This is a genomic window from Marinovum algicola, assembly GCF_900109145.1.
Classification (GTDB): Bacteria; Pseudomonadota; Alphaproteobacteria; order Rhodobacterales; family Rhodobacteraceae; genus Marinovum; species Marinovum algicola.
This window is the reverse complement of the sequence record NZ_FNYY01000019.1, coordinates 40,640-61,605: the sequence shown is the minus strand read 5'-3', so window position 1 is coordinate 61,605 and position 20,966 is coordinate 40,640. Positions and strand designations below refer to the sequence as shown.

20 protein-coding genes are annotated in these 20,966 nt (G+C 66.2%); 13 read left to right on the top strand and 7 right to left on the bottom strand.

Going from position 1 to position 20,966, the window contains the following annotated elements; all coding sequences use genetic code 11:
• Positions 1-62: 62 nt before the first annotated feature.
• Positions 63-2,021: a bifunctional 2',3'-cyclic-nucleotide 2'-phosphodiesterase/3'-nucleotidase gene (locus tag BMW90_RS20250; RefSeq protein WP_074838570.1), complete on the top strand. Its 1,959-nt coding sequence runs from the start codon at positions 63-65 to the stop codon at positions 2,019-2,021.
• 117 nt (positions 2,022-2,138) lie between these two features.
• On the opposite strand, the gene BMW90_RS20245 is transcribed toward BMW90_RS20250, so the two are convergent.
• The 3 genes from BMW90_RS20245 to BMW90_RS20235 all read right to left on the bottom strand — a co-directional run bounded on the left by BMW90_RS20245 (position 2,139) and on the right by BMW90_RS20235 (position 5,034).
• The gene (locus tag BMW90_RS20245; protein ID WP_074838568.1) at positions 2,139-3,782 is read right to left on the bottom strand and encodes a CTP synthase; all 1,644 of its coding nucleotides are present in this window, start codon (positions 3,780-3,782) and stop codon (positions 2,139-2,141) included.
• Positions 3,783-3,973: 191 nt separating this feature from the next.
• Positions 3,974-4,336 (bottom strand): preprotein translocase subunit SecG, encoded by a 363-nt coding sequence (gene secG, locus BMW90_RS20240; RefSeq protein ID WP_048532164.1) that lies wholly within the window; start codon positions 4,334-4,336, stop codon positions 3,974-3,976.
• A 302-nt stretch (positions 4,337-4,638) separates the two neighbouring features.
• Positions 4,639-5,034 carry a DUF6524 family protein gene (locus BMW90_RS20235; RefSeq protein ID WP_074838565.1) on the bottom strand — a complete coding sequence of 132 codons (396 nt, stop codon included), beginning with the start codon at positions 5,032-5,034 and terminating at the stop codon, positions 4,639-4,641.
• 189 nt (positions 5,035-5,223) lie between these two features.
• Between BMW90_RS20235 and BMW90_RS20230 the strand changes: the two genes are divergently transcribed.
• From BMW90_RS20230 to BMW90_RS20220, 3 genes are all read left to right on the top strand, one after another.
• Positions 5,224-6,519, top strand: a complete 1,296-nt coding sequence (locus tag BMW90_RS20230) for an adenylosuccinate synthase (RefSeq protein ID WP_074838562.1) — start codon at positions 5,224-5,226, stop codon at positions 6,517-6,519.
• Positions 6,520-6,526: 7 nt separating this feature from the next.
• Positions 6,527-6,772 (top strand): DUF2842 domain-containing protein, encoded by a 246-nt coding sequence (locus BMW90_RS20225; protein WP_074838560.1) that lies wholly within the window; start codon positions 6,527-6,529, stop codon positions 6,770-6,772.
• Positions 6,773-6,878: 106 nt separating this feature from the next.
• Entirely contained in the window at positions 6,879-7,808 is a 930-nt protein-coding gene (locus BMW90_RS20220) for a DMT family transporter (RefSeq protein ID WP_074838557.1), read from the top strand.
• Here BMW90_RS20220 and BMW90_RS20215 read toward each other — a convergent pair.
• Positions 7,759-8,451 (bottom strand): thiamine diphosphokinase, encoded by a 693-nt coding sequence (locus BMW90_RS20215; protein ID WP_074838555.1) that lies wholly within the window; start codon positions 8,449-8,451, stop codon positions 7,759-7,761. The genes BMW90_RS20220 and BMW90_RS20215 overlap by 50 nt on opposite strands.
• A gap of 138 nt (positions 8,452-8,589) precedes the next feature.
• Between BMW90_RS20215 and BMW90_RS20210 the strand changes: the two genes are divergently transcribed.
• Positions 8,590-10,566, top strand: a complete 1,977-nt coding sequence (locus tag BMW90_RS20210; RefSeq protein WP_074838642.1) for a hypothetical protein — start codon at positions 8,590-8,592, stop codon at positions 10,564-10,566.
• A gap of 57 nt (positions 10,567-10,623) precedes the next feature.
• On the opposite strand, the gene BMW90_RS20205 is transcribed toward BMW90_RS20210, so the two are convergent.
• Positions 10,624-11,997 (bottom strand): L-serine ammonia-lyase, encoded by a 1,374-nt coding sequence (locus BMW90_RS20205; RefSeq protein ID WP_074838552.1) that lies wholly within the window; start codon positions 11,995-11,997, stop codon positions 10,624-10,626.
• 233 nt (positions 11,998-12,230) lie between these two features.
• Here BMW90_RS20205 and rpiA point away from each other — a divergent pair, with 233 nt between their 5' ends.
• From rpiA to BMW90_RS20175, 6 genes are all read left to right on the top strand, one after another.
• On the top strand, positions 12,231-13,031 hold the full coding sequence (gene rpiA, locus BMW90_RS20200; protein ID WP_074838549.1) for a ribose-5-phosphate isomerase RpiA: 801 nt from the start codon (positions 12,231-12,233) through the stop codon (positions 13,029-13,031).
• A 10-nt stretch (positions 13,032-13,041) separates the two neighbouring features.
• Entirely contained in the window at positions 13,042-14,400 is a 1,359-nt protein-coding gene (gene gor, locus BMW90_RS20195; RefSeq protein ID WP_048532155.1) for a glutathione-disulfide reductase, read from the top strand.
• Positions 14,401-14,470: 70 nt separating this feature from the next.
• Positions 14,471-15,658, top strand: a complete 1,188-nt coding sequence (hflK, locus tag BMW90_RS20190; protein ID WP_074838548.1) for an FtsH protease activity modulator HflK — start codon at positions 14,471-14,473, stop codon at positions 15,656-15,658.
• On the top strand, positions 15,658-16,692 hold the full coding sequence (gene hflC, locus BMW90_RS20185) for a protease modulator HflC (protein WP_048532153.1): 1,035 nt from the start codon (positions 15,658-15,660) through the stop codon (positions 16,690-16,692). The genes hflK and hflC overlap by 1 nt, the downstream gene beginning before the upstream one ends.
• On the top strand, positions 16,689-16,886 hold the full coding sequence (locus BMW90_RS20180; RefSeq protein WP_048532152.1) for a DUF2065 domain-containing protein: 198 nt from the start codon (positions 16,689-16,691) through the stop codon (positions 16,884-16,886). Before hflC ends, BMW90_RS20180 begins: the two co-directional genes overlap by 4 nt.
• Positions 16,887-17,125: 239 nt before the next feature.
• On the top strand, positions 17,126-18,550 hold the full coding sequence (locus tag BMW90_RS20175) for a DegQ family serine endoprotease (protein ID WP_074838545.1): 1,425 nt from the start codon (positions 17,126-17,128) through the stop codon (positions 18,548-18,550).
• Between the two features lie 62 nt (positions 18,551-18,612).
• On the opposite strand, the gene BMW90_RS20170 is transcribed toward BMW90_RS20175, so the two are convergent.
• A complete protein-coding gene (locus tag BMW90_RS20170) occupies positions 18,613-19,161 on the bottom strand; it encodes a peptidoglycan-binding domain-containing protein (protein WP_074838543.1) in 549 nt (182 codons plus the stop codon).
• Positions 19,162-19,203: 42 nt separating this feature from the next.
• The gene (locus BMW90_RS20165; RefSeq protein WP_244526563.1) at positions 19,204-19,554 is read right to left on the bottom strand and encodes an OB-fold nucleic acid binding domain-containing protein; all 351 of its coding nucleotides are present in this window, start codon (positions 19,552-19,554) and stop codon (positions 19,204-19,206) included.
• Between the two features lie 281 nt (positions 19,555-19,835).
• Between BMW90_RS20165 and BMW90_RS20160 the strand changes: the two genes are divergently transcribed.
• Together BMW90_RS20160 and BMW90_RS20155 are read left to right on the top strand one after the other, a co-directional pair.
• Positions 19,836-20,159, top strand: a complete 324-nt coding sequence (locus BMW90_RS20160; protein WP_074838540.1) for a 2Fe-2S iron-sulfur cluster-binding protein — start codon at positions 19,836-19,838, stop codon at positions 20,157-20,159.
• 131 nt (positions 20,160-20,290) lie between these two features.
• Complete coding sequence (locus tag BMW90_RS20155; RefSeq protein ID WP_139211491.1) at positions 20,291-20,944, top strand: FG-GAP repeat domain-containing protein; 654 nt, start codon at positions 20,291-20,293, stop codon at positions 20,942-20,944.
• Positions 20,945-20,966 lie beyond the last annotated feature (22 nt).

Below are 20,966 nucleotides of genomic sequence, written 5' to 3'. Positions count from 1 at the left end.
CCGGAGGTGTAGCATTCACACGGCACCTGTGTGTCAAAATAACCGAAAATTGGGGAGTTCTCATGTCTATGTCCTTGTCCCGCCGCGGCTTTTTGGCTGGCACAGCCGGATTCGTCGCGCTGCACCCGTTCTCTCTCCGCGCTGCCGCCAATCAGGCACATCTGCGCATCATGGAAACCACAGACCTGCATGTGCACGTCTTTCCCTATGATTATTACGCCGACCGTCCGATCGATACGGTCGGCCTGGCCCGCACCGCCGCATTGATCGACGATGTTCGCGCCGAGGCGACCAATGCGCTGTTGATCGACAATGGCGATTTCCTGCAAGGCAACCCGATGGGCGATTACATCGCCTATGAGCGCGGCATGAAAGAGGGCGACATGCATCCGGTGATCGCCGCAATGAATGCGCTGGGGTTCGATGCCTCGACGCTGGGCAATCACGAATTCAACTACGGGCTGTCCTTCCTCGAGAAATCCCTCGCCGGGGCCAAGTTCCCGGTGGTCTGCGCCAATATCGCCAAGTCTCTGGGCGCCAGCCCGACCGAGGATGAGACCCTGCTGCCGCCCTATGTCATCCTCGATCACAGCGTCACCGACGGCGCCGGCGAAAGCCATCAGATCAAGCTCGGGCTGATCGGCTTTGTCCCGCCGCAGGTGATGAACTGGGACCGTCGCCACCTCGAAGGCAACGTCATGGCCCGCGACATCGTCGAAACCGCCCGGGCCTATGTGCCGCAGATGCGCGAGGCCGGCTGCGATCTGGTTGTGGCGCTGTCGCATTCCGGCATCGGCGGGGCGGATCATACCGACGGCATGGAAAATGCGTCAGTACCGCTGGCCGCGGTCGACGGCATCGACGCCATCCTCACCGGCCACAGCCACCTGGTCTTCCCGTCTTCGACCTATGCCGAATTCGCCGGTCTCGATGTCGAACAGGGCACGATCATGGGCAAGCCGGCCGTGATGGGCGGGTTCTGGGGCTCGCACATGGGGCTGATCGACCTGATGATCGAGCGCGACGGCAGCGGCTGGCGGGTGCTCTCGCACACCGCCGAGGCGCGGCCGATCTACACCCGGGGCGAGGACCGTTCGATCACTCCGACGGTCGAAAGCGTCGACAAGGTGCTGGCCGCCGCCGAACAGGAGCATCAGGAGACTCTGGCCTATGTGCGCCGCGCCGTGGGCAAGACCGATGCGCCGCTGCACAGCTATTTCGCTCTGGTGGCGGATGACCCCTCGGTGCAGATCGTGTCGAACGCCCAGACCTGGTATATCGAGCAGATGATGCAGGGCACCGAATACGAGGGCCTGCCGATCCTCTCGGCCGCGGCACCTTTCAAGGCCGGTGGCCGGGGCGGGCCGGAGTATTACACCGATGTCGCCGTGGGCGACGTGGCGATCAAGAACGTTTCCGACCTCTATCTCTATCCCAATACCGTGCGCGCGGTGAAGGTGACCGGGGCCGAGGTCAAGGACTGGCTCGAGCGCTCGGCCGGCATGTTCAACCAGATCGAACCGGGGGCCGAGGATGCCACGCTCTTGAACCCGGAGTTCCCGAGCTACAATTTCGACGTGATGGACGGGGTGACCTACCAGATCGACCTCAGCCAGCCGTCGAAGTTCGGGCCCAAGGGCGAGTTGATCAACCCCGAGGCCAGCCGTATCGTGAACCTCGCCTACAATGGCGAACCGATCGACCCGGCGCAGGAGTTCATCATCGCCTCGAACAACTACCGTGCCGGCGGCGGCGGCTCCTTCCCCGGCGCCTCGCCCGAGACCACTGTTTTCGAGGGGCCCGACACCAACCGCGACGTGATTGTGCGGTATATAGTCGAGAAGGGCACCGTCAGCCCCCGCGCCGATGGCAACTGGTCCTTCGCGCCGATGGAGGGCACCACGGTGATCTTCGAGACCGGCCCGGCGGGCGCGCAATATGCCGACGGCGTGCCGGGGGTGACGATCGAAGAGGCGGGCCAATCCGACAGTGGCTTCGCGCGGTTCCGCATTTCGCTCTAGGCGCGTCGCGCTCCAACCTCCCGTCCCGGCCTCAGCGCCGGGACCTTTCGCCTGCGGCTGGCGACCGGACGGCCCCGGATCAGGTCCGGGGCGCGGTGCTGCGGACCGTCTCGCGCCTCACACCAGTCGCGAGATCTCTTTCGCCGCCCGCACGAAATCCTTGAACAGCGGATGCGGCTCAAAGGGTTTCGATTTCAGCTCCGGGTGGAATTGCACGCCGATGAACCAGGGGTGATCCTGCCATTCGACGATCTCGGGCAGCCGCCCGTCCGGGCTCATCCCGGAGAACACCAGCCCGTGTTCCTCGAGCTTGTCCTTGTACTTGATGTCGACCTCGTAGCGGTGCCGGTGCCGCTCGTCGATCGCCTGGGAGCCATAGACCTGCGCCACCTTCGACCCTTCGGCCAGCGCCGCGTCATAGGCGCCCAGCCGCATGGTGCCGCCCTTGTCGTCATCGGCCGAGCGCGAGACCTTGGCATTGCCCTGAACCCACTCCTTGAGGTGATAGACCACCGGCTCGAAGCGTTTCTTGCCGGCCTCGTGGTCGAATTCCTCCGAGCCCGCGCCGGAGACGCCGGCGACATTGCGCGCCGCCTCGATCACCGCCATCTGCATGCCGAGGCAGATGCCGAGATAGGGCACCTTGTGCTCGCGGGCGAATTGCGCCGCCTTGATCTTGCCTTCGGTGCCGCGCTCGCCAAAGCCGCCGGGCACCAGGATCGCGTGATAGCCTTGCAGATGTACCGCCGGATCCTCGCGATCGAAGAGCTCGGCATCCACCCATTCCACCTTGACCTTGACCCGATTGGCAATGCCGCCATGGGTCAGCGCCTCGGCGATGGATTTATAGGCATCCTCGAGCTGGGTGTATTTGCCGACGATGGCAACCCGCACTTCGCCCTCGGCGTGATGGATGCGGTCGCTGACGTCTTCCCATTTGCTCAGCTCGGGTTTGGGCGCGGGCGAGATCTGGAAGGCATCGAGCACCGCCTGATCCAGCCCCTCGCGGTGATAGGTCAGCGGCGCGTCATAGATCGTCGAGAGATCCTGGGCGGCAATCACCGCCTCGGGACGCACGTTACAGAACAGCGCCAGTTTCTCGCGTTCCTTGGCCGGGATCGGCCCCTCGGAGCGGCAGACCAGGATGTCGGGGGCAATGCCGATCGACCGCAGCTCCTTGACCGAGTGCTGCGTCGGCTTGGTCTTCAGCTCGCCCGACGCGGCGATATAGGGCAGCAGTGTCAGATGCATGAAGATGCATTGCCCTCGCGGCTTGTCTTGGGAAAACTGGCGGATCGCCTCGAAGAAGGGCAGCCCCTCGATATCGCCGACGGTGCCGCCGATCTCGCAGAGCATGAAATCCACCTCGTCCTCGCCGATCGAGATGAAATCCTTGATCTCGTTGGTGACGTGCGGAATGACCTGGATGGTCTTGCCGAGGTAATCGCCGCGGCGCTCCTTCTCCAGCACATTGGAATAGATCCGCCCCGAAGAGACCGAGTCGGTCTTGCGCGCCGCCACCCCGGTGAACCGCTCGTAGTGCCCGAGGTCGAGATCGGTCTCGGCGCCATCGTCGGTGACAAAGACTTCGCCGTGTTCAAAGGGGCTCATGGTGCCGGGATCGACGTTCAGATAGGGGTCGAGCTTGCGCAGCCGGACGGAGAAGCCGCGGGCCTGCAACAGGGCGCCGAGCGCGGCCGAGGCCAGCCCCTTGCCAAGCGAAGACACAACACCGCCGGTGATGAAGATAAAGCGCGCCATGCTGAAGGAAACTCCCGTAGTCGAACGTCGTTTGAACCGCGCGGCCAGAGGCCAAATTTTCGCAGTACCACGGGAGTCCATCGTTACAGGATTCGCGTGGATTTGACAAGCCGACCGCAAGATACTGTTGCGGTCAGCCACGAAATCTCAATGGATTGTAGAGCCCCGAAATTCCGGCGCGGTCAGGCCCGTCAGTCGGCCCGCGGCACCAGCGGCGCGTTCTCGTCCTGGCCGGGCGGCAGAAGCTCGTCGCCGGGCAGGGCGGGGGTCGCAGGGCCGTCGCCTTCGCTGGCGGCCGGTGGGGTCAGGCGGTCGATGACCGAGCTGCCGGCGGAGTTCTGCGCGGCGATGATGGTCAGGGTGATCGAAGTCACGATAAAGGCCACGGCCAGCACCCAGGTCACCTTGCCCAGCGCGGTTGCCGCCGACCGTCCCGCCACGGCGCCGCCGCCGCCACCCATGCCAAGGCCGCCGCCTTCCGAGCGTTGCATGAGCACAACGCCAATCAGCGCCAGCGCCAACAGCAGGTGGATGATCAGGACGACGTTTTCCATGGGGCCTCGCGGGTATCGTGTTGCCGGGGTATGTAGGCGGAAAGATCCGCACGCGCAACCCGCAACCCGGCAACAGTCCGCAGCCCCGCCGCCGTCCGCCCGGAAACCACCCCCGGCCCAATCCCCAAAGACGCGCTCACCCCGCCCAGCCCCCCGGCCGCATACACCACGGCGCGCGAACAAAGCGCCCCGCACCGCTCTTCCTCTTGCTGAAAATACCCTCGGGGGAGGCCGCAGGCCGGGGGCAGAGCCCCCCATTCCCGCGACAGCCCGCCGACAGCCAAAAGTCCCTAACCGGGAATTCAGACGTCGACGTCATCCACATCCGCCTGGCCGGAAAGCCGCCGCCGCAGGATCGACCAGCTCAGCCCGATTCCCAGCACCGTCGAAAGCGCCAGGATCCCCAGCCAGGTGTTGAGCGCCTGGTTGTCCAGCGTCAGCACCCCGAAATCATGCAGCACCCAGAGCAGGGCGGCGACGATGGCGGCAATCAGCATCATGCCGAAGGCGCCGATCGAGCGCAGGGTGGCGCGCAGGTAGACGATCCAGCCGACCAGCAGCAGCAGCCCCAGCAGCAGGACCAGCGGCAACTGGCTGTCCCAAGCGCGCAACGCCCAGCCGAGATAGCTGAAGGCGGTCGGATTGAAGGTGGCGGCAACCAGAAGGAAGGCAAAGACCCAGCGAACGAGAAAACCCATGACGGCCTCTTTTGGTGACACGCGTTTCCGGTTCTTCCGAAACGCGCTTCACATCTAGCCGATTGCCGGCGCATGTCCAGCCGCGGCAAATTCCGCCCCGCGCCGGCGGCGAGGTCAATTTCGCGGTTTCGCCCCCGCGCGGCAACGGCTATATCGGCGCGGGTTTGGCACCATAGAGAAGGATGTGACATGGCCAATGTTGTCGTGGTCGGCGCACAATGGGGCGACGAAGGTAAGGGCAAGATCGTGGACTGGCTCAGTGAACGCGCCGATGTGATCGCGCGCTTTCAGGGCGGCCACAACGCGGGCCACACCCTCGTCATCGACGGCAAGGTCTACAAGCTGCATGCGCTGCCCTCGGGCGTGGTGCGCGGCGGCAAGCTGTCGGTGATCGGCAACGGCGTGGTGCTCGACCCCTGGAACCTGCTGAAAGAGATCGAGACGATCCGCGCCCAGGGCGTGGAGATCACCCCCGAAACACTGATGATCGCCGAGAACACGCCACTGATCCTGCCGTACCACGGCGAGCTTGACCGGGCGCGCGAAGAGGCCGCCTCCAAGGGCACCAAGATTGGCACCACCGGCCGTGGCATCGGCCCCTGCTACGAGGACAAGGTCGGCCGCCGCGCCATCCGGGTCGCCGATCTGGCCGATCCGGCGACGCTCGAGGCCCGCGTCGACCGTGCGCTCCAGCACCACGACCCGCTGCGCAAGGGGCTGGGGGTCGAGGCGATCGACCGCGACGGGTTGATCGCGCTGCTGCAAGAGGTGGCGCCGAAGATCCTCGAATATGCCGCCCCGGTCTGGAAGGTGATGAATGAAAAGCGCAAGGCCGGCAAACGCATCCTCTTCGAAGGCGCACAGGGCGCGCTGCTCGACATCGATTTCGGCACCTATCCCTTTGTCACCTCGTCGAACGTGATCGCCGGGCAGGCGGCCACCGGCGTGGGCATTGGCCCCGGATCGATCGATTACGTGCTGGGCATCGTCAAGGCCTATACCACCCGCGTCGGCGAAGGCCCGTTCCCGACCGAGCTGGATGACGCCGACGGCCAGCGCCTCGGCGAGCGTGGCCACGAATTCGGCACCACCACCGGCCGCAAGCGCCGCTGCGGCTGGTTCGACGCCGCGCTGGTGCGCCAGACCTGCGCCACCTCGGGCGTCACCGGCATCTCGCTGACCAAGCTCGACGTGCTCGACGGCTTCGAGACGCTCAAGATCTGCACCGGCTACGAGCTTGACGGCGAAACGCTCGACTATCTGCCCACCGCCGCCGACCAGCAGGCGCGGTGCACGCCGATCTATGAGGAAATGCCCGGCTGGACGGAAAGCACCGAGGGCGCGCGCAGCTGGGCCGAGCTGCCGGCCAATGCGATCAAATACGTGCGGCGGGTCGAGGAGTTGATCCAATGTCCGGTGGCGCTGCTCTCGACTTCGCCGGAGCGTGAGGACACCATCCTCGTCACCGATCCTTTCGCGGATTGAGGGCGTCATGGGTCTCGGCAAGGGATTGAGCTACAAGGCCCGGCGGCGCTGGTCGCTGGTGATCCTGCTGGTCGGTCTGCCGGCCTATGTCGTCGCGGCGGTCAGCATCGTGAACATGCTGAGCCGCCCGTCGATCCTGGTGGAACTGCTGGTCTATATCCTGCTCGGCGTCCTCTGGGCGCTGCCGTTCCGCTTTGTCTTTCGCGGCGTCGGTCAGGAGGATCCCGACGCCGACGGCGACCCCGAAACCTGATCTCGGGCCTCGGCCCGGGGCGGCGGCGGCTGATGACGGGGCGGGGCGCGAAATTTCCCTTGCGTCAGCATTGGCGCTGCGCGAGCCTTTGGTCTAGCGTTCCACCATGACGCGCGCGCCCGACATTCTGGCTCAGGACAACCCCTTTCTCGGCATACTGCTGATGCTGGGCTTCTGCCTGCTGGCGCCGCTGGGCGATGCCATCGTCAAGCTTCTGGGCGAGACGGTGCCGCTGCTGGAAATCCTCACCATCCGCTTCGTCATTCAGGCGGTGGTGCTGGCGGTGCTGGTCGGCATGACCGGCCGGTCGTGGTACATGTCGCGGCGGGTGTTCTGGCTGGCCTGGCTCCGGGCCTTCCTGCATATCGCCGGAATTGCGACGGTCTTTGCCGCGCTGCGCTATCTGCCGTTGGCCGAGGCCACGGCGATTGCCTATGTCATGCCGTTCCTGATGCTGCTTCTGGGCCATTACGTGCTGGGCGAAGAGATCGGCGCCCGGCGCGCCTGGGCCTGTGCGGTCGGATTTGTCGGCACCTTGATGGTGGTGCAGCCGACCTTTGCCGACGTCGGCTGGCCGGCGCTGCTGCCGCTTGCCGTCGCCGTGATCTTTGCCTTTTTCATGCTGGTCACCCGCCAGATCGCGCGCGAGACCGATCCGATCTCGATGCAGGCGATCAATGGCGTCATGGCCTCGCTGGTGCTTGTCCCGCTCTCGGTCCTGGCCGAACGCGCAAGCGCCGGCCTGCATTACGTGGCGCTCGATCAGACCGAGATCCTGCTGCTTGCCGCCGTCGGCATCACCGGCACCGTGGCGCACCTGCTGATGACCTGGAGCCTGCGGTACGCGCCCTCGGCCACCGTCGCGCCGATGCAATATCTCGAGATCCCGGTGGCGATGTTCTACGGCTGGCTGATCTTTGCCGATCTGCCCAATGGCCTCGCGCTGTTCGGCATCGCGGTGACCATGGCGGCCGGTCTCTATATCGTCATGCGCGAACGGTCGATGGCGCGGACCCCGCCGCTAGAACAGCCCTGACCGCCGCGTCAAGACAGTCCCGCGGCAGGATCACCAGCATGCCGGGGCCGTCCATTTCCAGCGTGACCTCGTCGGCCAGCGCTTCGTTCGAGGTGCCGACCCGGCCGCCGGGGGTGAAATCTATGCCATGGATCGGCCAGCGCAGCCCGGTGCTCTGGCCGGTCACCGGCCGCAACGGAAACAGCGAGACCCGGGTGCCGGCCGCCAGATCGAGCGCCAGCCGGGGCGGGGCGTGAAACACCACATCCTCGCGTCCGATCAGGATGCAGGGCCGGTCGGCCCGCGCCGCCAGCCGGTTGAAGACCGAGAGCTGATGATCCACCCGCGCACCCAGAAACCCCAGCCCGAGGATCAGCGGCGCCTCGATATTGCGCAGGCACTTGTCGAAATCGGTGCTGTCCTGTTCGGCGATGTGATGCAGGGTGTCGGGCGAGAGCGCGGCGCGGGTCTCGGCCGGAAGCGAATCGAAATCGCCGATCACCGCCTCGGGGGTCACCCCGTGGCGCAGCAGCACCAGCGCCCCGCTGTCGGCCGCCACCGCGCGTCCGGCCCAGGTTTGCGCCAGCGTCAGGTCGGCGTGGCGGAACTCTCCGCCACCGACAAGCAGGATCGGCGCTTCGGCAGTAATGATGGGGTGATTCATGGCTTTTTAGCCGTATTCCGGGAGAAAGGTCACAATCTGGTCACGAAATGATACCCTCACTTGCACAGATTCGGGCCGCTTTGGCCGGGACCATCATGATAAACATGAGCTTGCAGGTATTTGGAAGGCGAGCACACGATGGTACAGACAAATAAAATCCTGACCGTCTCTTACGGCACATTCTCGTGCACGTTGGAAGGGTTCGACGAATCCTTCGAGACCATGAAGGCAATTGCAGAATACTTCCGCGACCTCGCGTCGGATGACCGGTATTTCGGGGCGGAGCCGCCCACGCCAGACGCCGAAATGCTGGCCCGGATCGCGGAAAAGGAAATTTCGCGCCGCGTCGAGGCCCGGTTCGAGGATGACGGCATCGTGCTGCGCCCCTCGCTGGCCGCTGCCGCCGAGGCGGAAACCGCGCCGCAGCAGGCCGCGCCACAGAGACCCGCGCCGGAACAGCCCGCAGCCGCCAAAGCCGAAATCGCAGCGCCCGCCGCCCCGTCGGAGCCGGCCCCCGCCGCCGTGACCGAAGCGGTGAGCGACGCCGGGCTCGACGACGAACTCGAGACTATGTCCGCCGCGCTCGAGGTTCACGCCGAGCCGGAAGCCGAGACAGCGATCACGCCCGAGGCTGCCCCGGTGCAAGAGGCCGCGCCGGAAACGGTGGAAGCGGTCAGCGATGTCCCAGCAGAGCCCCCGAAGACCGAAGAAGTCGACGATTCCGCCGTCGCCGCCGCCAAGCCCGATCGCATGCCGGAATCGATTGCCGACAAGCTGGCCCGCATCCGCGCCGTCGTCTCTGCCAGTTCTCCGGCGGCCGCGCCGGCGGCCCCCGAAACCGAAGCCGGGCCCGGGACCGAAAGCGTCGAAGCCGCGCCCGAGACCGTGGTCGACCCGGTGATCGGAAATGTCATGTCGACCCTGGCCTCCGGCGACGCCGAGGACCGGCTGACCGACGCCCCCGAGATGCAGGACGTGGCGGTGACCGAAGTCACGCTTGACGGCATTGCGGACCTGGTGCCCGCCAAACCCGAAATCGAACCGGCCGAAGAGATGGACGGGGATGCCGCGGCGCCGGAAGCCGAGGCGGAACCAGAGGTTACCGCCGCCGCCGAACCCGAATCCGCGCCGGAAGCCGAGCCTGCGCCCGCGCCGAAATCCGAGGCCGAGCCCGCGCCGGTCGCGCCGCGTCGTGTGGCCCCGCGCCGTCCGGTCCGGGTGGTCAAGGTCAAGCGCCGCGCCGTTGAAACGCCGCCGAGCAGCCTGTCGCAGGACGACGAGGCCGAGCTGATGCGGGAGCTGGCCGAGGTGGAGGCCGAAATCGGCACGCCCGAGGCCGAGGCACCTGCGGCCGGGGCCGGCGCGCTCGAGGTCTCCGACGTGGTCGAGGACACCCAGCGCGCGGTGCGCGCCATGTCGCGCCGCGACCGCCGCGAGAATTTTGCCGGGGAAGAAGGCGACGTGTCGCGCCTGTTGGCGGCCACCGACGAGCAGTTGCAAGAGCCCGAAGGCCGCTCGCGCCGCAATGCCATCGCGCATCTGCGCGCCGCCGTCGCCGCCACCCGCGCCGATCGCAGCAGCGAGAGCCGTCATGACGAAAGCGATCCGCGTGGCGCCTATCGCGACGACCTTGCCGCCGCTGTCCGCCCGCGCCGCACCGCCTCGGCCGAGCCCGATCCCGAGCTGCCGCGCGTCGCGCCGCTCAAGCTGGTGGCCGAACAGCGCGTCGACCTGCCGGAAACCGAGCTGCCGGCACCCGGCGCCGTGGCCCAGACCGTGCGTCCGCGCCGTGTGTCGATGCCGCTGGAACGCGATGACGACGACAGCGCCGGCGGTTTCGCCAGCTTTGCCGAAGAGGTGGGCGCCAACCGTCTTCCCGAGCTGCTGGAAGCGGCCGCCGCCTATATGTCCTTTGTCGAGGGCCGCGACGAGTTCTCGCGCCCGCAGCTGATGACCAAGGTGCGCCAGGTCGACACCGGCGACACCAGCCGCGAGGACCGGCTGCGCAGCTTTGGCCAGCTTCTGCGGGATGGCAAGATCGAAAAGGTGCAGGGCGGGCGCTTTGCCGCCTCGGACAGCATCGGCTTCCGCCCCAAGGATCGCGCCGCCGGATAAGGCTCGCGGATATCGTACAAAAGGCCGGGGCAAGCGCTCCGGCCTTTTGCTTTTGTATCAACAGTTTGGCACGTTGACCGCCAGCCCGCCGAGCGACGTTTCCTTGTACTTTTCGTGCATGTCGGCCCCGGTCTGGCGCATCGTCTCGATCACCGCATCGAGCGGCACGAAATGGTCTCCGTCGCCGCGCAGCGCGAGACTTGCGGCGGAGACCGCCTTGATCGCACCCAGCCCGTTGCGCTCGATACAGGGCACCTGCACCAGCCCCTTGACCGGATCGCAGGTCATTCCCAGATGATGCTCCAACGCGATTTCCGCTGCATTCTCAATCTGTTCCGGCGTGCCCTTCATCGCCGCGCAAAGCCCGGCGGCGGCCATGGCGGCGGCCGAGCCGACCTCGGCCTGGCAGCCGGCTTCGGCGCCGGAAATCGAGGCATTGTATTTCACCAGCCCGCCAATCGCCGAGGCGGTGAGCAGGAAATCCGGCACGCCTGCGCGCGTGGCGCCCGGCACATGGTCGAGCCAGTAACGGATCACCGCCGGCACCACCCCCGCTGCGCCATTGGTGGGCGCGGTAACCACCTGATTTCCGGCGGCATTCTCTTCGTTGACCGCCATGGCATAGGCGCTCATCCAGTCGTTGATCGTATGTGGCGCCGAGAGGTTGCGGCCGCGCTCGGCCAGCAGCGCCTCGTGGATATTCTGCGCCCGCCGCCGCACGTTGAGCCCGCCCGGCAGGGTGCCGCCGCTTTCGAGGCCGCGATCGATGCAGTCGTTCATCACCTGCCAAATCCGGTCGAGGCCCTTTTCCAGCCGGTCGTGCCCGCCGCGCGACACCTCGTTGGCGCGTTTCATATCGGCGATGGTCTTGCCGGAAGACGCCGCCATTTCAAGCATTTCCGAGGCGCTCTTGAAGGGGTAGGGCACCGGCGGCCCATCGTCCTTGTCGCGGCCTTCGGCCAATTCGGCCTCGGTCACCACAAAGCCGCCGCCAATGGAATAATAGGTTTCCGACAGGATCACGTCGCCCTGGGCATCGCGCGCGCGCAGGACCATGCCGTTGGCATGGCCGGGAAGATTGGGGCCGAAATCGAACACCAGATCGCTCTTGGGATCAAAAGAAAGCGTTCCGAGCCCCTCCGGGCAAATGGTTTTTTCACTCTGGATACGGGCAAACTCGGCCTCTGCGCGGGCGGCATCATAGCTTTCAGGAGTAAAGCCGGCCAGGCCGAGGATGGTGGCGCGGTCGGTCGCATGACCGACGCCGGTAAAGGCGAGAGACCCGTGGAGATTCGCCTGCAAGCCTTTGAACTCAAACGGAGAGCCGCGCATCGTCTCGAGGAAACGCGCGGCGGCGACCATGGGGCCCATGGTGTGCGACGAGGACGGGCCGATGCCGACCTTGAACATCTCGAAAACCGACAGAAACATCAAAAGCTCTCCCTTGCGCGGGTTGGCGGGTTCGGGACGAGTGGTACAGCCCGGATCAGAGATTCCAAGGGCGGAAAGCGACGTCTTGCGCGGCTTTGCGGCCGTGTGAGCGGCGCAAACGCCCCGAAGATCACGCAAAACTGCGCGAATCCGGGAAAATGCGTGCCGAAACGGTCTCGCAACCCCACCGGCGATTTCCTATAACTCCGCGAAGCTTGAGGGAGTCGCTCACAATGTCCGGAGAATTGTCGCCAATTGACAAGGCCAAGTTCGTGGCCGCCAAACGTGCATCCGACCTCGTCGAGGATGGCATGCGTGTCGGCCTGGGAACCGGCTCCACCGCCGCCTGGCTGGTGCGCTGCCTGGGCGAACGGGTGCGCGAGGAGGGGCTGCGGTTTCGCGGTGTGCCGACCTCGACCCGCACCGCCGAGCTGGCGCGCGAGGTGGGGATCACCGTCATCAGTCTCGACGAGGCGCGCTGGCTCGATGTCACCATCGATGGCGCCGATGAATTCGACGGCAACTTCAACCTGATCAAGGGCGGCGGCGGCGCGCTGTTGCAGGAAAAGATCGTCGCCACGGCCTCGGATCAGATGGTGGTGATCGCCGATGCCGCCAAGCGGGTCGAGCACCTGGGGGCCTTTCCGCTGCCGGTCGAGGTGATCCCCTTCGGCTGGCCGACGACCCAGGCGCTGATCGAGGAAATGCTGGTGTCGATGGATGTGATGGGCCGCAATTCGACGCTGCGGATGACGGGCGACGCGCCATATGTTACCGATGAGGGCAACCACATCCTCGACCTGCATCTCGGCCGGATCGGCGACCCGCGGCAATTGTCGCTGGTGCTCAATCAGATCCCCGGCGTTGTTGAAAACGGGCTTTTCGTGGATATCTGCGATACGGTGATTGTGGGTTTCGGCGACGGCCGCATCGAGTTGCGCGACATCAACACCGGCGAAACCGAGAATGAACGCCTCGATTTCGTGGAAAACGAGAACATGTTCGCCGACCTCGGCGACTGGAAACGCGATTAAGGGATCCTTCATGGAATTTGACTACGACCTGTTTGTCATCGGTGGCGGCTCCGGTGGCGTCCGCGCTGCACGGGTTGCGGCGGGTGAAGCCGGCGCCAAGGTCGCTCTGGCCGAGGAAGACCGCTATGGCGGCACCTGCGTGCAACGCGGCTGCGTGCCGAAAAAGCTGATGGTCTTTGCCTCGGGTTACGGCGTCTCGGCCAAGGAGGCGCAGGACTACGGCTGGACGATGATGGCAGGCGGCTTCGATTGGCCAAAGTTTCGCGGCACCCTGGAGTCCGAACTTGACCGGCTGGAAGGGGTCTATCGCAAGATCCTGGCCAACAACGGTGTCGAGACATTCGACGCCCGCGCCCGGATCTCCGATCCGCATACGGTGGAGCTTTCGACCGGCGAGACAAAGACCGCCAAACATATCCTTGTTGCCACCGGCGGCTGGCCGGTGCGGCCGGATATCCCCGGCGCGGAGCTGGCGATCACCTCGAACGAGATCTTCCATCTCGACGTGTTGCCGGAACGCATGCTGATCGTCGGCGGTGGCTATATCGCCTGTGAATTTGCCTGCATCATGAATGGCTTGGGCGTGAAGACCACGCAATTCTATCGCGGCGCGCAGATCCTGCGGGGCTTCGACGAAGAGGCGCGCGGGCTGGTCTCGGAAGAGATGATTCAGAACGGTGTCGATCTGCACCTCGGCACCAATGTGCTCGAGATGAAGAAGGTCGACGACGGCATCTGGGTCAAGGCCACCAACGGCCAGGAATACACCGTCGATCAGGTGATGTTCGCGACCGGCCGGGCGCCCAATTCCAAGGATCTGGGCCTCGAGGAAATCGGCGTGAAGCTGGGCCGCGGCGGCCAGATCGAGGTGGATGAATACAGCCAGACGGCGGTGCCCTCGGTCTATGCCATCGGCGATGTGACCAACCGGGTCAACCTCACCCCGGTGGCGATCCGCGAGGGCATGGCCTTTGTCGAGACCGTGTTCAAGGGCAACCCGACGCCGGTCGATCACGAGATGATCCCCAGCGCGATCTTCACCCAGCCCGAGATGGGCACCGTGGGCTTGAGCGAAGAGGCGGCGCGCGAGCGCGAGCCGATCGAGGTCTATTGCACCTCGTTCCGGCCGATGCACACCGCCTTTATCGGCAAGTCCGACCGGGTGATGATGAAGCTCGTGGTCAGCCAGGAGAGCCGCAAGGTTCTGGGCTGCCACATCGTGGCGCCGCAGGCCGGCGAGATGATCCAGCTGGCCGGCATCGCCGTGAAGATGGGGGCGACCAAAGAGGATTTCGACCGGACCGTGGCGGTGCATCCGACCATGTCCGAAGAGATCGTGACCATGCGGACTCCGGTACGTACGGGTTGAATATGACCGTCCGCTCCCCGATTTTAGGGAGAGGACAAGAGATGAAGCGAACCTGAAGGGAAGAGCGGAAATGGCAGGCAATTCTGGCGGACCCTGGGGCGGTGGCTCTGGCGGCTCGGGTGGATCGGGCGACGACGGGCGCGGCTCCGGCGGTGGCAAGAGGGGCGGCGGACGTCGCCCCGGCGACGGCGAGAACCCACAGATCCCCGAGATCGACGAATTGATGAAGAAAGGCCAGGAGCAGCTTCGTGTGCTCATGGGCGGACGCGGCGGCGATGGCCGTCAGAACGGCGGCGGCGGCGGTGGCGGCCGGGGCAATGGCCCGATGCTGACCCGGGGCACCATCGGCCTCGGCATTGTCGGCGCGGTGATCCTCTGGGCGATGGCGAGCTTTTATACCGTCAAGCCCGAGGAACAATCGGTCGAGCTGTTTCTCGGCGATTACTCCAGCACCGGCAGCCCCGGTCTGAACTTTGCGCCCTGGCCTCTGGTCACCGCCGAGGTCATTCCGGTGACCCGAGAACAGACCGAAGACATCGGCGTCGGCGGCCGTGGCAGCGATGCCGGCCTGATGCTGACCGGGGACGAGAATATCGTCGACATCGATTTCCAGGTGGTCTGGAACATCAACGATCCGGCGAAATTCCTGTTCAACCTGCGCCAGCCGCAGCCGACCATCCGGGCGGTGTCGGAATCGGCCATGCGCGAGATCATCGCGCAATCCGATCTGGCGCCGATCCTCAACCGCGACCGGGGCGTGATCGCCGCGCGGCTTCAGGATCTGATCCAGTCGACGCTCGACAGCTATGACAGCGGCGTCAACATCGTCCGTGTCAACTTTGACAAGGCCGACCCGCCGACGCCGGTCATCGCGGCCTTCCGCGATGTTCAGGCCGCCGAGCAGGAGCGGGACCGTCTGCAAAACGTCGCCGACGCCTACGCCAACCGGGTTCTCGCCGAGGCGCGGGGTGAAGCCGCGCAGCTTCTCGAGCAGGCCGAAGGCTATCGCGCCCAGGTGGTGAACGAGGCCGAAGGTGAAGCCAGCCGCTTCTCTGCCGTCTTGCAGGAATACGAAAAGGCGCCGGAAGTCACCCGCCGCCGCCTCTATCTCGAAACCATGGAGCAGGTGCTGGGCCGGGTCGACAAGATCATCCTCGACGAAAACGGCGCCGGCGGCGGGCAGGGCGTTGTCCCCTATCTCCCGCTCAATGAACTGCGCCGCAACACCGCCACCACCAATACCGGAGGGTCCAACTGATGCGGAGAACCACCTATCTTCTGCCCGTCGCCGTGGTCGCCCTGATGGTGGCCCTGTCGGCGGTGTTCATCGTCGACGAACGCGAAAAGGCGCTGGTGCTGCAATTTGGCCGCGTGGTCGCGGTCAAGGAAGAGCCGGGGCTGAACTTCAAGCTGCCGCTGATCCAGGACGTGGTGCGCTATGACGACCGTATCCTGAGCCGCGATGTCGATCCGCTCGAAGTGACGCCGCTGGATGATCGCCGCCTGGTGGTCGATGCCTTCGCGCGCTACCGGATCGCCGATGTGAACCAGTTCCGCGAAGCCACCGGTGCCGGCGGCGACCTGGCGATCGAGGTGGCCGGGCAACGGCTCGACTCGATCCTGCGGTCGCAGACCCGGGAAATCCTCGGCTCGGTCTCGTCCAACGATATCCTGAGCTCCGACCGGGCCGCGCTGATGCTGCGGATCCGCAATGGCGCGCTGGAGGATGCCCGCGAGCTGGGCCTCGACCTGCTCGATGTGCGGCTCAAGCGCACCGACCTGCCGGCGGAAAACCTCGATGCGACCTTTGCGCGGATGCGCGCCGAGCGTGAGCGGGAGGCGACCGATGAACGCGCCCGCGGTAACGAGGCGGCGCAGAGGGTGCGCGCCCAGGCAGACCGGACCGTGGTCGAGCTGACCTCGGATGCGGCCCGCCAGGCCGAGATCATCCGCGGTGAGGCCGACGCCCGTCGGAACGGCATCTTTGCCGCGGCCTTTGGCGAAGACCCGGAGTTCTTCGAGTTCTACCGGTCGCTTACCGCCTATCAGCGTGCCTTGCAGGAAGGCAATTCGACGCTGGTCCTGTCGCCCGACAGCGATTTCTTCAACTATCTGAAATCCGACACCGGGGCGCAGGCCGACCGGCGGCGCGATACGGCCGCGGCCCCCGCGGCTGAGGCCCCGGCCGAGGAGGCATCCGAAGCGGCGCCCGCCGACGCGCCGTCGCCCGAAACGACCCCCGCCCCCGAGGCACCGGTCGACGACAGCGGCGACGCGGCCGTGACGCAATGATCGAAACCGCATTTCTGGCCCTCGGGCTGGTCTTGATCGTGGAGGGGCTGGCCTATGCGCTGGCCCCTTCGCTTGTGGAACAGCTGCTGGAAGCGTTGCGCGCCCTGCCGGAGACCCAGCGCCGCAACCTCGGCCTGCTGGCACTGGTGCTCGGCGTGCTGATGGTCTGGATCGCCAAGACGCTGGGCGGATGAGGTCTGCCGCGGATGTGATCGTGGGCCGGTTGCGGATGTGTTACTTTCTTCACGATCAAATCACAGGTGGTTGAAGGCGCGAGAGTTCCTTTGTTTGTGGCTTTTGAGTACCTACATTGGCACTGGTTATTCAGGCAGTGACCGCGGCGTGCGGTCAAACAGGAGGAGTTCTTCAATTGAGACCCCAATTCAATGCAATTGCCCGAGCAGAGCACCAGACGCATCCCGCGCGTCTGCGCATGCTGTGGATGCTGGGCATCTCGGTGATGTTCGTGCTGACCCAGGCGCTGGCTGCCGCGGCGCGCGGCGCACCTGACAGCTTTGCCGATCTGGCCGAAAGCATCAGCCCGGCCGTGGTCAACATCACCACCACGACCACCGTCGCCGGCCGCACCGGCCCGCAGGGCATCGTTCCCGAAGGCTCGCCCTTCGAGGATTTCTTTCGCGAGTTCCAGGACCGCAACGGTCAGGGGCAGGGCGACCGGCCGCGCCGGTCCTCGGCGCTGGGTTCGGGCTTCGTGATCTCTGAAGACGGCTTCGTGGTCACCAACAACCACGTGATTGACGGCGCGGACGAGATCCTGATCGAGTTCTTCGGCGGCCGGGAGCTGCCGGCCGAAGTGATCGGCACCGATCCCAAGACCGACATCGCGCTGCTCAAGGTCGAGGCCGATGCGGCGCTGCCCTTCGTCAGCTTTGGCGACAGCGACACCGCCCGTGTCGGTGACTGGGTGATGGCCATGGGCAACCCGCTGGGTCAGGGCTTTTCGGTTTCGGCCGGCATCGTCTCGGCCCGCAACCGCGCGCTGTCGGGCACCTATGACGATTACATCCAGACCGACGCCGCGATCAATCGCGGCAACTCGGGCGGCCCGCTGTTCGACATGGACGGCAATGTGATCGGCGTGAACACCGCGATCCTTTCGCCCAATGGCGGCTCGATCGGCATCGGCTTTTCGATGGCGTCGAACGTGGTGACCAAGGTCGTCGACCAGCTCAAGGAATACGGCGAGACCCGCCGTGGCTGGCTTGGCGTGCGCATCCAGGACGTGACAGAGGACGTGGCCGAGGCCATGGGGCTCGAGACCACCTCCGGCGCGCTGGTGACTGATGTTCCCGAAGGCCCGGCGATGGAAGCCGGCATGGAAGCCGGGGACGTGATCGTCAAGTTCGATGGCCGCGACGTGAGCGACACCCGTTCGCTGGTCCGGCAGGTGGGCAACACCACCGTCGGCAAGTCGGTTCTAGTGGTCGTCAATCGCGAGGGCAAGACCCAGACGCTGAAGGTGACCCTGGGCCGCCGCGAAGAGGCCGAAGGCACCGCGGTGCCGGCCTCGCAGCCGCTGGAAGAGACCGCCCCGGCAGAGGCCGAGATCCTCGGCCTCACCGTCTCGCCGATGAACGACGAGCTGCGCGGACAGCTCGAGCTGCCGGCCAGCGCCGAGGGGCTGGTGGTGACCGATGTCGACGAGATGTCGGAAGCCTATGAAAAGGGCCTGCGCGCCGGTGACGTCATCACCGAAGCGGGCCAGCAGAAGGTGACCGAGATCGCCGCCCTGGAAGAGCAGATCGAGGCCGCCCGCGAGGCCGGTCGCAAGTCGCTGCTGCTGCTGGTGCGGCGCGCCGGTGACCCGCGCTTTGTGGCGCTTGGTCTGGAAGAATGATCTCGCTCCTTGCGTGAGACCGAAAGGGGGCGTCCTGCGGGGCGCCCCTTTTTGTCTGTGGCTCAGCCCAGCTCGACCGCCGCCAGCCCCAGCTCGCGGGCGGTCTCGATCGTCAGCAGCGCCGTTTCGACCCCCTGCGCCCGCTGATAAAGCCGCAGCGCGGCCTCGGTGGCGGGGTTGATCTCGCCCGAGATCGCGCCATCGTATTTGCCGCGCACCTGAAGCGCGCGTTGCAGCGAAGCGACGAATTCCGGCGTGATCTCCTCGGCGCAGAGCGTCTCGAAGACATATTCCCGGCGCGGGGTGACGATCTCCTGCTGAATCTCGGTGGCATAGATTGCCGGCGCCAGCAGCGAGCCGTCGGCATTGAGGATGGCGGGCTGTTCCAGCACCTGCGCGGTGCGCGTCTCGAGTACGGCCGGCGTCACGTCGCGGGCCCAGCAACTGCCGGGCCGCGCGCCTGCGGGGGCGGGCACCCGGGCCCGCTCCAGCGCGGTAAAGGCAAAGCGGGTGGGGGGATCGGGGGGCGGAGCGCAACTGGCCAGGGCAAGACAAAGCGCCACGCCAAGCGGCGCGACGCAGGCCCTTCGGGATGCGGTGCGGTGGATCATCTGCTTCTGCCTCTTGCCCTCTGCCGGGGGCTTTGGGGCAGGTTAGCGGCTTTGGCCCGGGGCGGAAAGCAGGACGGACGGCGGGGCGGCACCTTCGCCGGGATCTGTGACATCGAGAAGACTGTCGAGCATGGCCGAGATGTCCTCGACCTCTTCGGCGATCACATGGATCACCCCGGCCTCGCGTTGCACCCGGCCGGTGACGCGCAACAGGCGGCCGGCGATCACCGCCCGGCGAAACCGTTCGTAGAGCTTGCGCCAGACGATGACATTGACCACCCCGGTCTCATCTTCCAGCGTGACAAAGATCACCCCTTTGGCCGTCCCGGGCCGTTGCCGCAGGATCACCAGCCCCGCCACGGTGACCCGCGCGCCCTCCGGCGGTTCGGCCAGCCGCGCGGCCTGAAGCGCGGCCGGCGGACGGGGCCAGTCCTCGCGGCCAGAGACGCCCGGACCGGAGGCGCCCGGACCGCCGCGGGAGGGCCCGGAGCGAACCGGACGCGCCGGGTCGGAGAGAGCAGAGCCGGAGGGGGCAGCACGCAGGATCTTCATTAGAACGAATATAGAACATTCACACCTCACCGCAAGTTGCAAGAGGCGGGGTCGCAAAAGGGGATGAAACACCATAAGAGGCTTTGCTAACACCAAGGCGAGATTCCGAAAGAGGGCAAGGCATGGCGAAGATCACCTATATCGAGCACAACGGCACCCGGCACGAGGTCGACGTGGCCACCGGGCTGACCGTGATGGAAGGCGCGCGCGACAACAACATTCCCGGCATCGAGGCCGATTGCGGCGGCGCCTGCGCCTGTTCCACCTGTCACGTCTATGTCGACAAGGCCTGGACCCAAAAACTGCCGCCGATGGATGCCATGGAAGAGGACATGCTCGATTTCGCCTACGAGCCCGACCCCGAGCGCTCGCGGCTGACCTGTCAGCTCAAGGTCTCCGACGACCTGGACGGCCTGGTCGTCCAGATGCCGGAGAAACAGATCTGAGCGGCGCGCCGCGTCACCCGCTGCGCCCCCGGCGCGGCCCCGCCCGCGGCGCTTGGCTGGCGGCAGCCCTGTGGCTGGCCGGGGCTGCCGCGGCACAAACACCGGACAAGCCGCCCTGTGGCGAGAGGCCGATGCAGGCCAGCTATGGCGCGCCGACCGATCGCTATCCGCATGGCGTGCTGGGCGACGATCTGGAATGGGGCAGCTTGCAGGTCATCTGCGGCGGCAGCCGCCACAGCGTGGACCTGCCCGAGGCCCTGGTCTTCGAGGATGTCGCGCCGCGGCTGGCGCAGCTTGACGGGCAGGGCCCGCCCGAGGTCATCGTGGTGGAAAGCCACCGCGACCGGGGCGCCCGGCTGGCGATCTGGGGGCTGGACGACGGCGCCGTGCAACGCCGTGCCGCGACACCTTTCATCGGCACGCGCTTCCGCTGGCTGGCGCCGCTGGGCGCCGCGGATCTCGACGGCGACGGCAGGATGGAAATCGCCTATGTCGACCGGCCGCATCTGGCGCGTGTGCTGCGGGTCTGGCGCTATGAGGCCGGGGACGGGCTGCGCGAGGTGGCGCAGCTGCAAGGGCTCAGCAACCACCGGATCGGCGCGCCCGACATTGCCGGCGGCATCCGCGACTGCGGCCAGGGCCCCGAGATGATCCTCGCCGATGCGCAGTGGCGCAGGCTGGTCGCCGTCACTCTGAACGACGGCACGCTTACCCGCAGGGATCTCGGCCCCCACCGGGGCCGCGACAGCTTTGGCGCCGCCATGGGCTGCGACCGACCCCGCTGACGCAGCCCGGCTCTTCCTCTTG

Coding starts and splice junctions, on each gene's coding strand:
- BMW90_RS20250 (WP_074838570.1), top strand. CDS start 63: ATGTCTATGTCCTTGTCCCGCCGCGGCTTTTTGGCTGGCACAGCCGGA.
- BMW90_RS20245 (WP_074838568.1), bottom strand. CDS start 3,782: ATGGCGCGCTTTATCTTCATCACCGGCGGTGTTGTGTCTTCGCTTGGC.
- secG (WP_048532164.1), bottom strand. CDS start 4,336: ATGGAAAACGTCGTCCTGATCATCCACCTGCTGTTGGCGCTGGCGCTG.
- BMW90_RS20235 (WP_074838565.1), bottom strand. CDS start 5,034: ATGGGTTTTCTCGTTCGCTGGGTCTTTGCCTTCCTTCTGGTTGCCGCC.
- BMW90_RS20230 (WP_074838562.1), top strand. CDS start 5,224: ATGGCCAATGTTGTCGTGGTCGGCGCACAATGGGGCGACGAAGGTAAG.
- BMW90_RS20225 (WP_074838560.1), top strand. CDS start 6,527: ATGGGTCTCGGCAAGGGATTGAGCTACAAGGCCCGGCGGCGCTGGTCG.
- BMW90_RS20220 (WP_074838557.1), top strand. CDS start 6,879: ATGACGCGCGCGCCCGACATTCTGGCTCAGGACAACCCCTTTCTCGGC.
- BMW90_RS20215 (WP_074838555.1), bottom strand. CDS start 8,451: ATGAATCACCCCATCATTACTGCCGAAGCGCCGATCCTGCTTGTCGGT.
- BMW90_RS20210 (WP_074838642.1), top strand. CDS start 8,590: ATGGTACAGACAAATAAAATCCTGACCGTCTCTTACGGCACATTCTCG.
- BMW90_RS20205 (WP_074838552.1), bottom strand. CDS start 11,997: ATGTTTCTGTCGGTTTTCGAGATGTTCAAGGTCGGCATCGGCCCGTCC.
- rpiA (WP_074838549.1), top strand. CDS start 12,231: ATGTCCGGAGAATTGTCGCCAATTGACAAGGCCAAGTTCGTGGCCGCC.
- gor (WP_048532155.1), top strand. CDS start 13,042: ATGGAATTTGACTACGACCTGTTTGTCATCGGTGGCGGCTCCGGTGGC.
- hflK (WP_074838548.1), top strand. CDS start 14,471: ATGGCAGGCAATTCTGGCGGACCCTGGGGCGGTGGCTCTGGCGGCTCG.
- hflC (WP_048532153.1), top strand. CDS start 15,658: ATGCGGAGAACCACCTATCTTCTGCCCGTCGCCGTGGTCGCCCTGATG.
- BMW90_RS20180 (WP_048532152.1), top strand. CDS start 16,689: ATGATCGAAACCGCATTTCTGGCCCTCGGGCTGGTCTTGATCGTGGAG.
- BMW90_RS20175 (WP_074838545.1), top strand. CDS start 17,126: ATGCTGTGGATGCTGGGCATCTCGGTGATGTTCGTGCTGACCCAGGCG.
- BMW90_RS20170 (WP_074838543.1), bottom strand. CDS start 19,161: ATGATCCACCGCACCGCATCCCGAAGGGCCTGCGTCGCGCCGCTTGGC.
- BMW90_RS20160 (WP_074838540.1), top strand. CDS start 19,836: ATGGCGAAGATCACCTATATCGAGCACAACGGCACCCGGCACGAGGTC.
- BMW90_RS20155 (WP_139211491.1), top strand. CDS start 20,291: ATGCAGGCCAGCTATGGCGCGCCGACCGATCGCTATCCGCATGGCGTG.